Source organism: Aeromonas rivuli, from assembly GCF_020149575.1.
Classification (GTDB): domain Bacteria; phylum Pseudomonadota; class Gammaproteobacteria; order Enterobacterales; family Aeromonadaceae; genus Aeromonas; species Aeromonas rivuli.
In genome coordinates this window covers 3,819,944-3,834,053 of record NZ_CP079742.1, presented here as the reverse complement: position 1 = coordinate 3,834,053, position 14,110 = coordinate 3,819,944, and the positions used below count along the sequence as shown (strand labels likewise).

8 protein-coding genes and 1 riboswitch are annotated in these 14,110 nt (G+C 61.2%); of the genes, 7 read left to right on the top strand and 1 reads right to left on the bottom strand.

The window, feature by feature from the left end:
- The first annotated feature begins 19 nt into the window (after positions 1–19).
- From cysW to cbl, 3 genes are all read left to right on the top strand, one after another.
- A complete protein-coding gene (cysW, locus tag KYK33_RS17620; protein WP_370736624.1) occupies positions 20–874 on the top strand; it encodes a sulfate ABC transporter permease subunit CysW in 855 nt (284 codons plus the stop codon).
- A gap of 9 nt (positions 875–883) precedes the next feature.
- The gene (locus KYK33_RS17615) at positions 884–1,948 is read left to right on the top strand and encodes a sulfate/molybdate ABC transporter ATP-binding protein (RefSeq protein ID WP_224431350.1); all 1,065 of its coding nucleotides are present in this window, start codon (positions 884–886) and stop codon (positions 1,946–1,948) included.
- A 397-nt stretch (positions 1,949–2,345) separates the two neighbouring features.
- On the top strand, positions 2,346–3,293 hold the full coding sequence (gene cbl, locus KYK33_RS17610) for an HTH-type transcriptional regulator Cbl (RefSeq protein ID WP_224431349.1): 948 nt from the start codon (positions 2,346–2,348) through the stop codon (positions 3,291–3,293).
- A gap of 81 nt (positions 3,294–3,374) precedes the next feature.
- On the opposite strand, the gene gbpA is transcribed toward cbl, so the two are convergent.
- Complete coding sequence (gene gbpA / locus KYK33_RS17605; RefSeq protein ID WP_396021367.1) at positions 3,375–4,796, bottom strand: N-acetylglucosamine-binding protein GbpA; 1,422 nt, start codon at positions 4,794–4,796, stop codon at positions 3,375–3,377.
- A gap of 58 nt (positions 4,797–4,854) precedes the next feature.
- A riboswitch (cyclic di-GMP riboswitch) is annotated at positions 4,855–4,938 on the bottom strand.
- Between the two features lie 301 nt (positions 4,939–5,239).
- Here gbpA and KYK33_RS17600 point away from each other — a divergent pair.
- The 4 genes from KYK33_RS17600 (at position 5,240) to KYK33_RS17585 (ending at position 14,103) form a co-directional block, all read left to right on the top strand.
- Entirely contained in the window at positions 5,240–7,099 is a 1,860-nt protein-coding gene (locus KYK33_RS17600) for a M3 family metallopeptidase (protein ID WP_224431347.1), read from the top strand.
- Between the two features lie 709 nt (positions 7,100–7,808).
- Positions 7,809–8,891 carry a non-hydrolyzing UDP-N-acetylglucosamine 2-epimerase gene (gene wecB, locus KYK33_RS17595; RefSeq protein WP_224431346.1) on the top strand — a complete coding sequence of 361 codons (1,083 nt, stop codon included), beginning with the start codon at positions 7,809–7,811 and terminating at the stop codon, positions 8,889–8,891.
- Between the two features lie 2 nt (positions 8,892–8,893).
- Positions 8,894–11,140: a cyclic di-3',5'-guanylate-activated glycosyltransferase NfrB gene (gene nfrB / locus KYK33_RS17590; RefSeq protein WP_224431345.1), complete on the top strand. Its 2,247-nt coding sequence runs from the start codon at positions 8,894–8,896 to the stop codon at positions 11,138–11,140.
- Complete coding sequence (locus tag KYK33_RS17585) at positions 11,140–14,103, top strand: NfrA family protein (protein WP_224431344.1); 2,964 nt, start codon at positions 11,140–11,142, stop codon at positions 14,101–14,103. The genes nfrB and KYK33_RS17585 overlap by 1 nt, the downstream gene beginning before the upstream one ends.
- Positions 14,104–14,110 lie beyond the last annotated feature (7 nt).

Here is a 14,110-nt window from a genome sequence, read left to right as displayed (position 1 = left end):
TGCGGCCACCCATGCCCCCATGGTCGCCGACCCGTCCCAGTCACCTACCCGGGATCCGCGCTGGGTCAAGTGGCTGCTCATTAGCCTGGGACTGGGCTGGTTCAGTGTCCTGCTGCTGTTGCCCCTGGCCACTATCTTTATCCAGGCGCTGCGCCCGGGGCTGGCCTTCTTCTGGCAGGCGATCAGCGATCCCGACGCCTTGAGCGCCTTGGGCCTCACCGCTCTGGTGACCCTGTGCTCGGTGCCGCTCAATGTGCTGTTCGGCCTGGCTGCGGCCTGGGCCATAGCACGCTTTCGCTTCCCGGGGCGCCAGTGGCTCATCACCCTCATCGACTTGCCCTTCTCGGTGTCGCCGGTGATAGCGGGCCTGATGCTGGTGCTGCTGTTTGGCAGCCGGGGCTGGTTTGGCGACTGGCTGAGCGAACATGATATCAAGGTCATCTTCGCCACCCCCGGCATCATATTGGCGACCACCTTCATCACTGTGCCCTTCGTGGTGCGCGAGCTGTTGCCGCAGATGGAGGCGCGAGGCCCGGAAGAGGAGGAGGCTGCCATCATGCTGGGGGCAAGCGGCCTGCAGATGTTCTGGCGCGTCACCCTGCCGGGCATTCGCTGGAGCCTGATGTATGGCGTCCTGCTCTGTACCGCCCGGGCCGTGGGGGAGTTTGGCGCCGTGTCAGTGGTCTCGGGCCACATTCGCGGCCAGACCAACACCCTGCCGCTCCATATCGAGATCCTCTACAACGAGTATCAGACCGGTGCCGCCTTCGCGGTGGCCAGCCTGCTCGCCCTGTTTGGTATCTTCACCCTGGTGGGGGAAACCCTGCTGAACCGGCTGCGTAGCCGGACTCCATCATCCCATAGCACGTCGTAAGAGGCCGTCATGAGCATACAGGTGCAACAGTTAACCAAGAGCTTCAACCAATATGCGGCGCTCAGTGACATCAACCTCGACTTCAAGGATGGTGAACTGGTGGCGCTGCTCGGCCCCTCCGGCTGTGGCAAGACCACCTTGCTGCGCATCATCGCCGGCTTGGAGCAGGCGGATTCGGGCCGCATAGTGATCCGGGGCGAGGACGCAGGCGCCCTCCATGTGCGTGAGCGCAATGTGGGTTTTGTGTTCCAGCACTACGCCCTGTTTCGCCATATGACGGTGTTCGAGAACGTCGCCTTCGGCTTGAGGGTGAAGCCCAGAGCCGAGCGCCCCGGCGAGCCGGTCATCCGTGCCCGGGTCAGGGAGCTGCTAGATCTGGTACAGCTCAGCCATGTGGCGGATAGACATCCGACGCAACTCTCCGGTGGTCAGCGCCAGCGAGTTGCCCTGGCGCGCGCCCTGGCGGTGCAACCCAAGGTGTTACTGCTCGACGAGCCCTTCGGCGCCCTCGATGCCCAGGTGCGCAAGGAGTTGCGCCGCTGGCTGCGGGAGTTGCACAACGAGTTGCACGTCACCAGCCTGTTCGTCACCCACGATCAGGAGGAGGCGCTGGAAGTGGCGGATCGGGTGGTGCTGATGAATGCCGGCAAGGTGGAGCAGATAGGCACCCCGTCCGAGGTCTATGACAAGCCGGCCAGCGCCTTCGTACACAGTTTCCTCGGCAGCGTGAATCTGTTTCATGGCCGGGTGGCGGCTCAGGGGTTTGGGGTCGGCGAGCAGTTGCTTGCCGGTGGCCGTGCCGATCTCAGTCAGGGCAGTGCGGCCATCGCCTATGTGCGTCCCCACGAATTGGAACTGCATCCCCTCGAAACCCAGGGAGGGGTGGAGGCCACCATCAGCCGGTTGCTGCCGATGGGGCCGCGCATCCGGGTCGAACTGCGTGGCGGCGGGGAGACAAATGGGGCACTATTCGAAGCCGAGTTGAGCCGTGCCGAGGCCAGTCATTTCAGTGCCGGTCAGACGGTGCGGTTAGTGGCCAGACAGGCCCAGCTCTACCCGGATTATCAGATCTGACCTTGGCATCGCAAATGGGGCGCTGTTTCGAATCGAAGCCGAATTGAGCCGTGCCGAGGCCAGTCATTTCAGTGCCGGTCAGCGAGTTCGGTTAGTGGCCAGACAGGCTCAGCTCTACCCGGATTATCAGATCTGAGGGCGCTGACAACGAGTCACGAATGGGGCGCTGTGTCGCAGCCGAGTTGAGCCGTGCCGAGGCCAGCCACTTCAGTGCCGGTCAGCGAGTTCGGTTAGTGGCCAGACAGGCTCAGCTCTACCCGGATTATCAGATCTGAGGGGGCGATGACTGACTCCTGAATGTGGCGTCCCTCCAGGTTGGGCAAGGCAAACACAAACATGGGAACCGTAACGGTTTCATCACGGATAAGGGGCAACCCTTGGCATGGAGGAGGCGAGGGTGAATTTTCAGCAGTTACGGATCATCAGGGAAGCGGCCCGGCGCGACTACAACCTGACCGAGGTGGCGAACGCCCTGTTCACCTCTCAGTCCGGGGTCAGTCGCCATATCCGCGAGCTGGAGGAGGAACTCGGCATCGCCCTGTTCGTGCGCTACGGCAAGCGGTTGCTTGGCATGACGGAGCCGGGCAAGGAGCTATTGGTGATCGCCGAGCGCATCCTCAATGATGCGGGCAATATCCGCAAGCTGGCCAGCGCCTTCGCCAACCGCGAGTCGGGGCGGCTGCTGGTGGCGACCACCCATACTCAGGCGCGTTACGCCTTGCCCAAGGTGGTAAAGGCGTTCCGTGAGCGCTTCCCCGAGGTGCAGCTGGAGCTGCGTCAGGGGGGGCCGGAGGAGATAGTGCGGCTGTTGCAAACCGGTGAAGTGGATATCGGCATCAGCAGCGAGCAGCTCGATCGCAGCGAAGGGGTGGTGGCTTTTCCTTACTACCGCTGGCATCACAACATAGTGGTACCAAGGGGGCACCCCCTCAGCGAGGAGACAGAGCTGAGTCTGGGGGCCCTGGCCCAGTGGCCCATCATCACCTATCAGGCGGGTTTGACCGGACGGGCCAGGGTCGATGAGGCCTTTGCCGCTGCGGGGATCTCGCCCCAGATCCTGTTGACCGCCCAGGATTCGGATGTCATCAAGACCTATGTGGAGTTGGAGATGGGGGTGGGCATCCTGGCGGACATGGCGTTCGATCCTCAGCGCGATCTGGGGCTCCACCAGCTCGACGGCAGCCGGTTGTTCGCCCCTCACACCGCCTGGATTGGCCTCAAGCAGGGGCAGTTCCAACACAACTTCGCCTGGCAGTTTATCCAGCTCTGCAACCCCGAGCTGGCGCTGGCCGACATCCAGGCCCGGGCGCTCCATGGTGAGCCGCTCATCGATTATCAGATCTGAGCGCTCAGGTTATCGGTGGCGCCAGTCACCTCATGAAGAAGGGGAGCCATGGCTCCCCTTCTTCATGCTCGTATCAGGCCATCACTGCACCAACAACCAGGCCTCCTGCCAATGGCTGCCTACCCCAGGCTCATAGTGAGTGGCGTTGCTGCTCCACTGGCTGCACCAACCTTCGGCGGGGAAGGGTTTGCATTGGTAAATCTTGCCATCTTTGGGCTGCAGCACCTTGACCCCACCCTTGTAAGAGGAGAGAGAGGCCGGGAAAACATACTGGTAGTCGCCACTGACAGGATCCTGAAGCATCAGATCATGGGTCTGTTGCAACAGGGCGCCGCCCCCTTTGGGGGTGCCTGCGAGCACCAGCTGGTGATGACCGGCGCTGAGACCGGTCAGGGCCAGGCTCAGGCTCTGGCTGGCGTCCTTGATATCGGTCTTGACCTGACCCTTGGCGGCGCCGCCATGGTCATAGAGGGTGGCCGTTACACTCAAGTCCCCCTGCACTGCCAGGGTGAAGTCGAGCTTGAGGTTGCCGCCATCGAGCGGGTAGCTATCGGCGAGACCACTCACCACCAGGCTGTCGGCCACGGGGGCAGGTTGCTGCTCAAGCTGGATCTCGACCCGGGCCAGGCCACTGCCTGCCTTCAGGTAGACGGGGTTCTGGCCATAGACGGGGTTGAAGTTGTCACCGCTACCCGGTTGGCCGGCACGGATCTCGCTCTGCTCGGCGTTTATCTTGCTGGCCAGCGCCTGGGCCCAGTTATTTTTGAGCCCCTGCTCGTCACTGGCGACGGTGAGCACCGTCTGCAACTCGGGGCGCTCGCCGTTGGCATCGAACACCCGGGTCATGGCTCTGTCTCCGGCCTTGAGATCCACCGAGGGGTAGATGGTACCGCTCTGGCTCCAGGCCAGCGGCGGCAGCTCGCCATCCTGGAAGCGGGCATCGATCAGGTTGTAGAAGCTGTTGGGGGTATCCCCCACCTCCCAGACCCCCAAGATCAGCTGATAGCCGGTGCGAGCTGGCAGGGTACAGCTGTGGGTCATCTGCTTGGGGGGTTGTACCATGCCGCCGTCGATGACACAGAAGGGGGTCAGATCGAAGCTACTGCGGCTGATGGGCTGATTGGGATCCCAATCTTGCCTGGTGAGGTAGTAGCGCCAGTTGCGGGTGACGTGGTTGGCGGTAAAGGTCCAGCTGATATCGATGGCACCGGCGCTCACTGTGCGCTTGGTCCAGCGATCGCTGGTCTGGGCATTCAACTCGGCGAACTGGGCATGGCCAGCCGAGGCTATATCGCCATCGGCGGGCCCGCCGTTCGGGAAGCCGGACGGCGCTTCCAGGCTCTGGGGTTCCCACTGGATGGCGCCGCAGCCTATGTTGCCCCCGTTCTTGCAAAGGGTGTTGCGGGCTTCCGGGCTGCTGATGTAGCCGTGGGCAAGGGCGCCACCACTGGCCAACAGGGCGGTGATGACGGCAAGACGATGAAGTGGTTGATTCACTGCCATAGATTCCTTGTGTTGAGTCTGTCTGGGCAGTCAGCTTGGCGGGGAGCCCCCGAACACCTGCTGCAACCCCGCTATCCCGTGCTTGAGCCCGGGACCGGAGGCTTTGCGTCCTGGCCTTTCGACCGGTTTGCCAACTGACTGTGTCTGGGTGTCGGTTTCACTCGACAACTTATCATGGCTAATTTTGAACAAAAAATTAACATTAATTTCAAAAAAGGGACTGAACTGAGCTGCCAGCCACCTTTTTGCGACAACGGGTGGCTTGCCAGCGGCAGAAGAGTTGCTGGCCAGAGCCGCGCATGGTGTGACATCACAGTCACTGTTCAGAGGTGATGGTGGGCGCTGACAGAGGGGTTGGCTTCTGCTAGCGTGGAGCTGCGCATCCCAGCGCACATAGCAACGGGGTCAACCTGGATTGGCCCTATAACAACAAGAGGGAACTTATGAATTCCATTGCCAGGAATTACTTCAACCGGTTGAATCAGGACTATCTGGCGCTGCACAGGCGCAAGGAGGATCTGTTCTGGTCGACTTATATGGGCACCAGCGATGATCAGGCGGGCTTCACCGCAGCCGAGCAGGCCTACAAGGGGTTCTGTGCCAATCCGGCCCGGTTGCCCGAGCTCAGGGAGATGCTGGGCCAGGCCGAGGAGACGAGTCTCAAGCGCGGCTTGTCGGGGTGGCTCGCCTTCTTCGAGTGCAACGTCATCGAGGATCCGGCCGCCGCTGCCCTGATGGACGAGCTGGTGGCCGCGGAGGCCGCGCTCTTTGCCCGTCGCAAGGAGCTCAAACTCGAGCTGCTGGATGAGCAGGGCCGGACAGTTCCCGGCAGCTTGCCCGCCGCCAGCGCCTCCCTGGTCGCGAGCCCGATCGAGGCGGTGCGAGCCAGCGCCGTGGCACTCTTCCATACCCTGGAGCAGTGGGCCCTGGACTCGGGCTTCCTGGAGATCGTTCAATTGCGCAATCGCTTTGCCCGCACCATGGGTTATCGCGACTATTTCGAATACAAGGTGCGCAAGAACGAGCAGATGAGCCCAGAGCAGCTGTTCGTCATCCTGGATGACTTCATCGCCCGCACCGAGGCGCGTACCCGCCAGAGCCTGGTCGAGCTTGAACAGGCCAAGGGGGAGGCCGCGCTGCTGCCCCATAATCTGCGCTTCTCGGTCAGTGGTGACGTGACCCGTCAGCTCGATCCCTATGTGCCCTTCTCCCGCGCCTTGCAAGACTGGGTGCAGAGCTTCCGCCGTCTCGGCATTCAATACCGAGATGCGGTGCTGACCCTGGATCTGCTGGACAGACCCGGCAAGTACGAGAATGGTTTTTGCCATGGTCCGGTGCCGAGCTTCTGGCAGGAGGGGCAGTGGGTGCCCGCCGTGGTCAACTTCACCAGCCTGGCCAACCCGGGTCAGGTCGGCAGCGGCTGGAGCGGGCTCAACACTCTGTTCCACGAAGGTGGCCATGCGGCTCATTTTGCCAACGTGACCGGCAATGCCCCCTGCTTCTCCCAGGAGTTCCCGCCCACTTCCATGGCGTATGCCGAGACTCAGTCCATGTTCTGCGACAGCCTGCTCGAGGATGCGGACTGGCTGAAACGCTATGCCAAGGATGAGCAAGGCCGTGCCATCCCGGATGCGCTGATTGAGGAGATGATTGCGGCGCGCCAGCCGTTTCGGGCCTTCAACGAGCGCCAGATAGCCCTGGTCGCCTATTTCGAGCGGGATTTCTATGCCATGAAGGATGACGCGCGCAGCCCGGAGGCCGTGTTGACCCTGGCTCGCCAATGGGAGCGGCAGATCCTGGGGGTCGAGAGTCCCCGTCCCTTGCTCGCCATTCCCCATCTGCTCAATCAGGAGTCAGCCTGTGCCTATCATGGTTATCTGCTGGCGCTGATGGCGGTGGAGCAGACCCGCAGTTATTTCCTCAAACGCGACGGTTATCTGACCGACAATCCGCGTATAGGCCCGGATCTCGCCGCTCACTACTGGGGGCCGGGCAATGGCATGAGCCATGATCAGACCTTGCAGAGCCTGACCGGCGAGGGCTTTAGCGCCAGACCCCTGGCCGATGCCTGCAATCTGGATGTGGCCCAGGCCTGGCAGCAGGCTCAGGCTTGCATGGCCGCGGCCCGCGAGCGGCAACCGGCCGGGGAAGGCGCCCCCCTCAATGCCCATATTCGTGTGGTGCATGGGGACAAACTGGTGGCGGATAACAGCCAGTCCGAAACCCGGATGCTGACCGATTTTGCTGCCTGGATCCGTGGCCGGGAAACCGAGAGTCAGAGTGCCGCGGCCGACTCGGCTTGATAGGGTCAACCCGCCTCACCTTATGTGATCGCGAAATCGCTAAAAGAGCCCCGAAAGGGGCTCTTTTTATGGAGGCTATCATGTGGGGTTGGGGTCATTTGGGCTATTTTTATCCAGGCTTAGCTGGCCTGAGTCAGTCCCGGTTCAGTTTCAACAGGTAAACTGAATTTTCACAATTGCTTATCATTGAACAAAACAGGACGTTTGTGATGACAGGTATTGGGCGATAGCTAAAAATTAGAATTAAATTCACAATTAAACAAAGTGTGTATTTTATATTTCGTTTGTTGGATTTTTTACATTTTAAATGTAGATTTTTTCTGTTCAGGATCAGAGCATATTAACGCCACCCTCGGTGTGAACCGGGCTCGGAAAGTCACAGATCTCCCTCTCGAGATGGCTGGGCTGCCTGTGACGAGGGTTCGACGATCTGCCGCTATATCTCGTTCCATATCCATTCATGATGATGGCCGACTCCGCAAGGGTCGTGCGAACAGGGTGCTGTTGTAGAGACAAGTACCCGCCTGACTCATGGCATCTGGATATCTATCGGGCGAGCATCCGTCGGATGAGTAAGCCCCATTGACTTGCTGACCCTCCCTAGAGACTTGTAATCTATTGATATTATCCGGCAGTGAGTGCGAACCAATGACATGTTGGTCGTCTAGACTCCTGCTGTGATGTCAGTCTATGAACGGAGTTCGTTGCGATGAAAAAGATCATGATGGTATCGGGTACTCGCCCGGAAATAATCAAGATGGCCCCCCTCTATCATGGGCTCAAGCAGGCACCCTGGGCCGATGTGCGCTGGGTGCACACCGGCCAGCACGACAGCATGGCGACTCAGCTCCTCGATTGCTTTGATATCACGCCGGATTGGAGCTTGACCCGCCAGGGGGCCAGCCTGTTCGAATTCAGCCAAGGCTGCCGTGGTCAGCTTGAGGCCCTGATGGCGCAAGCGCAATGGGACATGGTGATAGTACAAGGGGATACCGAGAGCGCCTTCCTCGGCGCCTTGACCGGCTTCTACCATCAGGTTCCCGTGGCCCACGTGGAGGCGGGACTGCGCACCTACCGCCTCGATAGGCCTTTCCCCGAAGAGGGGCTACGTCAGATGATTGGCCGCATCGCTAGTCTGCACCTGGCTCCGACCGAGGGGGCCAGCGCCTGCCTGTTGGCCGAGCAAGTTCCGGCAGAGCGGGTACATGTGACCGGCAACACCGTCATCGATGCCCAGCTGTGGGCCGCAGAGCGTCATGGCCTGAACCGGCACAAACCTCAGCCCGGCCATCTGCTGGTCACGGTGCACAGGCGAGAAAACTGGGGTGATGAAGTGGCCGGGATTTGCCGTGCCATCGCGCGTCTCGCCCAAGCCAATCCCGAGATGCAAGTGCTCTTCCCCGTGCACCTCAATCCCGTCATCAAGCAGGTGGTCTATCCCCTGCTCGGGCACTTGCCCAATGTCACCCTGACCGAGCCGCTCGATTACCTGGCCATGCAGCAGGCCATTGCCGATGCCTGGCTGGTGATGACGGATTCTGGCGGCTTGCAGGAAGAGGCGCCCACCTTCGGGGTCCCCTTGCTGGTATTGCGCGAAGAGACCGAGCGGCCCGAGGCCGTGGAGTCGGGTTATGCCGAGCTGATGGGCACGGACGAGGAGCGGATCGTCAAACGGGTGACCGAGTTGTGGCAGGCCGGGGATTTTGCCCCCCGTGCCATGGCGAATCCGTTTGGGGATGGTCAGGCCTGTGCACGTATCGTCGGCATCATGGCTGACGTCTTGCTGGGGTAATGATGATGCCGGAATTTTGGTTGGTTGATGGCATTGCCACCTATCTCTATGCTCTGAAACTGATTGCCATAGTGGTAGCTGTCGCCATGTTGATAAGCGGGGTGGATGATCTCTTCATCGACATCATCTACTGGCTGCGCACCAGCTGGCGCCGCTTGACTGTCTATCGTCGCCACGATCGACTGGAGTATCAGGCACTCTACGAGCGGGAGGAGCAGCCGCTGGCCATCATGGTGCCTGCCTGGCACGAAACCGGCGTCATTGGCCAGATGGCTGAGCTGGCCGCGACGCGCTTTGATTACGAAAATTACCAGATTTTCGTCGGCACCTATCCCAATGATCCCGATACCCAGAAGGACGTGGATGAGGTCTGTGCCCGCTTCCCCAACGTGCACAAGGTGGTCTGTGCTCGTCCCGGCCCGACCAGCAAGGCGGATTGCCTCAACAATGTGCTCGATGCCATCTTCCAGTTTGAGCGCAAGGCCAACCTGTCGTTTGCCGGTTTTATCCTGCACGATGCCGAGGATGTCATCTCCGACATGGAGTTGCGGCTGTTCAATTATCTGGTGGAGCGCAAGGATCTGATCCAGATCCCCGTCTACCCCTTCGAGCGTCCCTGGTACAACTTCACCAGCCTCCACTATCTGGACGAGTTCGCGGAACTGCACAGCAAGGATGTGCCGGTGCGTGAGGCCGTCTCGGGGCAGGTACCGAGCGCCGGGGTCGGCACCTGCTTTAGCCGCCGCGCCATCATAGCCCTGCTGGAAGATGGTGACGGTATCGCCTTCGATGTGCAGAGCCTGACCGAAGATTATGACATCGGCTTTCGCCTCAAGGAGAAGGGAATGGAGGAGGTGTTCGTCCGCTTCCCGGTGATCCGGGAAGCCAGGAGCACCCCGAATCAGCGGTGGCGATTCGGGATGCACGAGCGGGACACCAATGTCATCTGCGTGCGCGAATATTTTCCCGATACCTTCCAGACGGCGGTGCGCCAGAAGTCTCGCTGGATCATCGGCATCGTCTATCAGGGGTTCAAAACCCACAAGTGGAGCAGCAACTGGCGGCTCAACTACTTCCTGTGGCGGGATCGCAAGGGGGCGCTGACCAATTTCCTCAGCTTCTCCGCCAGCCTGATCCTGCTGCAACTGCTGGCGCTGATCCTGTATCAGTGGCTGGCGCCCGATCCCTATTATTTCCTCTCGATCTTCGAGGGCGACAGCTGGCTGGTGACCCTGCTCTGGATCAATATGTTCCTGATGCTGAATCGCATGTTGCAGCGCCTTATCTTCGTGACCCGCTACTACGGATTGATGCAGGGGCTGATGTCCTTACCCCGGCTGTTTTGGGGCAACATCATCAACTTTATGGCGAACTGGCGTGCCCTCTCCCAGATCATCGCCCAGGGGGACCCACGCCGGGTCGCCTGGGACAAGACCACCCATGATTTCCCAAGCCTGGGAGAAGAGAACCGCGCCCGTCGTCCCCTGGGTCAGATACTGGTGAGCCAGGGGGTCTTGAGCCGGGCCCAGCTGGAACAGGCGCTGTTGAACCGCGAACCCGGCCTGCGTCTGGGCAGCAGCCTGGTACACCAGGGCTGGATAGACAGCGAGCAGCTGGCGGCCGGGGTGGCCGAGCAGAGCGGGGTGGCCTGGGAGCATGTGGATGCCTATGCCCTGCCCAAAAGCTTGCTGCAGAAGGTCTCCCCCAACGTTGCTGTGCACTACAGTGTCTTGCCGCTGCGCATCGAGCACGGCGTCTTGATCCTCGCCTGCGAGACCTATCTCGACCCGGTTTCCCTCGGCGCCCTGTCCCGCAAGCTCAAGTCTCCGGTTTCCTATGTGATCGCCTGCAAGGGTGAGGTGACAGTGGGGCTGCGGCGCTGGTACGTGCGTGGCCAGCGTCAGGATCCTAAGCGGTTGCTGCAAAAAGTGCTGGCCGATGGCTTGCTTGATGACGCTCAGCTTGGCGAAATCTGGACCCGCTATCTGGCGAGCCAGGTCATGCTGCCCGAGATCCTTATCTCCCTCGGTCACATCGACGAGGCTGCGCTGCGCTCCCTGTTGCTGCGGCATGAGCGCAGTGAGGCCACCCTGGCCCATTTCCTGGTCGAACAAGAGGTGATCAGTGAGTCGGTGTTGAGCCAGGCTCAGGCCTTGCAACAGGTGTATCAGCACGATCTGGCTGAGCTGCTGCGAGAGGCTGGCATCGACGATCAGTTACTGTGCCACTACCAGAAGGAAGTTGTCTGATGCGCCCTGTTGTCTTTGCCTTATGTGGCATCTTGCTGGGTCAGGGGGCCCTGGCGGCCCAGGTCGACTACGAACTGGGGCCCGATGTCAGCAGCTATCAGCGCTTCGTGCTCTATCCCCATCTGCAGAAGGGCTTCTCTGCCCTGGCGCGGGGCCATCGTGACAGTGCTATCGCCGAGTTCGAGCAAGCCCGCAAGCTGCAGCCCAAGAATCCCGTGATTGCCCTCTACCTGGCGCGAGCCTACGAGAAATTTGGTCAGGATAAACAAGCCGCGGCAGTGATAGCGCAGCAGCTGGCCATCACCCCGCAAGATAGCGAGTTGCTCGCCTTCGCCGAGGGGTTGCAGCGCAAGGATCCACTGGATCCGGCCTGTGGCCTGCTCGAATGCAAGGTGGCCCGTGCCGAGCGATCCTTGCTCGGCGATGACTTGAACGGATTGGCGGCTGCGCTGCAAGAGGCGGAACTGGCCAACAGTCCCCAGGGGTTGAGCCTGCGTCATGACTTGTTGCAACGCGCCTTGGGGGAGCAAGAGTGGCCTCTGGCCGCAGAGCAGTTTGCCTGGCTCGATCGGGCAGGCAAGCTGGGTCAGGGTGAGCAGAAGCAGTGGGTCACCATGCTGCTGACCGAGGGGAAGGTAGAGCAGGCCGTCGCCCTGCGTCGCCGGCTGCCCATGCAGGATGGCGAACTCGACCTTGCCATCGCCCTGGCCCTTGGCAAGGGGGGCAATAAAGAGGCGCTGACCCATTATCAGCAGGCCCGCACGCCGAATTTTGCGCGTGCAGCCCAGGAGCGTGAATGGCTGCAGTTGGCCGCCAACAACGGCACCCTCAAGAGCGATCAGACTCTGCAATTTACTGAAAATCAGGATTTTTATATCGGCTTGATGCTGCCGGTCCTGCGACGTGAGGGGCGTTGGCAGGAGATGGAACATCTGCTCGCCAAGTCGCCAGGGCAAGCCAGCGCCGAACTTGGGTTTGAGCTGGCCCTGCATCAGCGGCAGTGGGATAAATTGGCGCGAGATGGGCGCAAACTGGTGCGTGAGTCGCGCCAGCCCATGGCCGCCCTGGAGCGGGTGAGCTACCAGCTGCAACAGAGGGGGCAACTGGCGGCGAGTCGTGCCCTGCTCATCGATTACTGGCCCTATAGGGGCGCCAGCCAGGCCGGGCGAGAGACCCTGATCAGGCGCCTGACCCTGCTGCAGGGGCAGGCTGGGGCGCCAGCACTGCCCGCACGCCTGTCTGACCCGCTGCCGACCCCGGCCTTGCGCAGCCTGCAAGCGACTCTGCTCGCCCAGTCGGGTCAGTGCGATGGGGTGGTGCGGGTGCTGGGGGATCTCAGCGCTGATTATGATGCCGACAGCTGGCGTGCCCTCGGCAGTTGTTATCGCCAGAGTAAACCAGGGCTGGCCGAATATGCCTTCGCCCGGGCGGCCAGCTTCGGTTTGCCCCAGGACAGGCGTCAGCTTGCCTATCAAGCCTATGAAAACCGCCACTTTGATGCGGCGCTGCAGGCTTGGCAGCAAGTGACACTGGCCCGGGATGAGCAGGAGCAGATGGCCGCCATTCGCTCGGCGCTGGAGGCCGGGGATCTGCCTCAGGCACGGCAATGGCTGAACCAGTACCAGCAGGCTGGTTTGCCCCAGGATGGCGATTACTGGCGCGCCCTGGCCCGTACCCAGCAAGATGAGCAAGCCATTGCCAGCCTGGGTCGGGCCATCGCCCTGGCGCCCGCGGCGCAAGACTATGCCGAGCTGGCCCAACATCAGCAGCGGCTCGGCCACAGGCCCCAGGCCCGTGATGCGTTGCGGGCGGCCAATCGACTCGAACCAGACAACAGGGAATACCAGCTCGCCTATGGCTATGCCTTGCTCAACAATGATGAGCGGCAGGCAGCCAGTGACTGGCTGGAGCCGCTCTACCGGCCGGGAGACACCGAACTTGCCGAGCAGCTGACCTACATCAACCAGTCACTGGCTCATAACCAGAAGGCGCGGGACTATGCGGCCAAGGCGATCGACGGCGAGCAATCGGCGCAACTGCGGTATGACCTGAGGCGGTTGCACGAGGATCTGGGCCGGCGCTGGACCATGAGCTTCGATGCCTGGACGGGGAACGGTCAGGGCACGGTGAGCGGCATTGGTGCCAACAGCGTGGCCCGGAGCTATGCCCAGACCGAGGTGGAGTACCGGCTCGGCGAGGAGCCCATTCGCAATGGCAAGACCCTCTCCGTCTATGGCCGCCTCTATGGCAGCAGCCAGAGCCAGCGGCTCTACCACCTCGATGAAGGTGGGGAAGACGATGGGACTTATGTGGATGAGAGTAGTAGCAATCCGCTCGACTTCCGGAACCCCTCTCTGGGGGTGGGGCTGCGCTGGAAGCCGCTGGGTGATCAGGCCCTCTTCCTGGCGGCCGAAGAGTTGCTGCCGCTCAACCGCAGCCAGGGGGGCGAACATGACACCCTGCTCCGGGCCAGTGCCTCCTTCCTCAACGAGGGTCAATACAGCGACGAATGGCATCTGGGGGAGAGCGGTTGGTGGGCCCAGAATCTCTATCTGGATGGGGCCCGCTATCTGCGCTCACAACAGACGAGTCTGGTGGCCGACTACCGGCTCAGCTATCACCACAAGATCCGGTGGGGGGATACCATCGAGCCTTACGCTCACCTGCAGGGGCATTTGTATTGGAATGACAAGAGTTCCGACAAGGATTATGTCAAAGATGACGATGGCAGTATCCAGGAGTTCTCCTCGGGCTCTGATGACTACAGGCTGCTGATAGGCGGGGTCGGTGTGCGCTGGAATCACTGGTTTGGGGAGACGACATACGACGCCTGGCCCCACAAGCTGAGTCTGGGGCTCGAGTACCAACGGCGGTTGAAGAGTGATCAAGACCTGAAAGAGTTAGAGACCGGCGAGGAGTATGACAAGGGCACCCTGATGATGACCATGGGAGTGAGGTGGTAATGAGGCA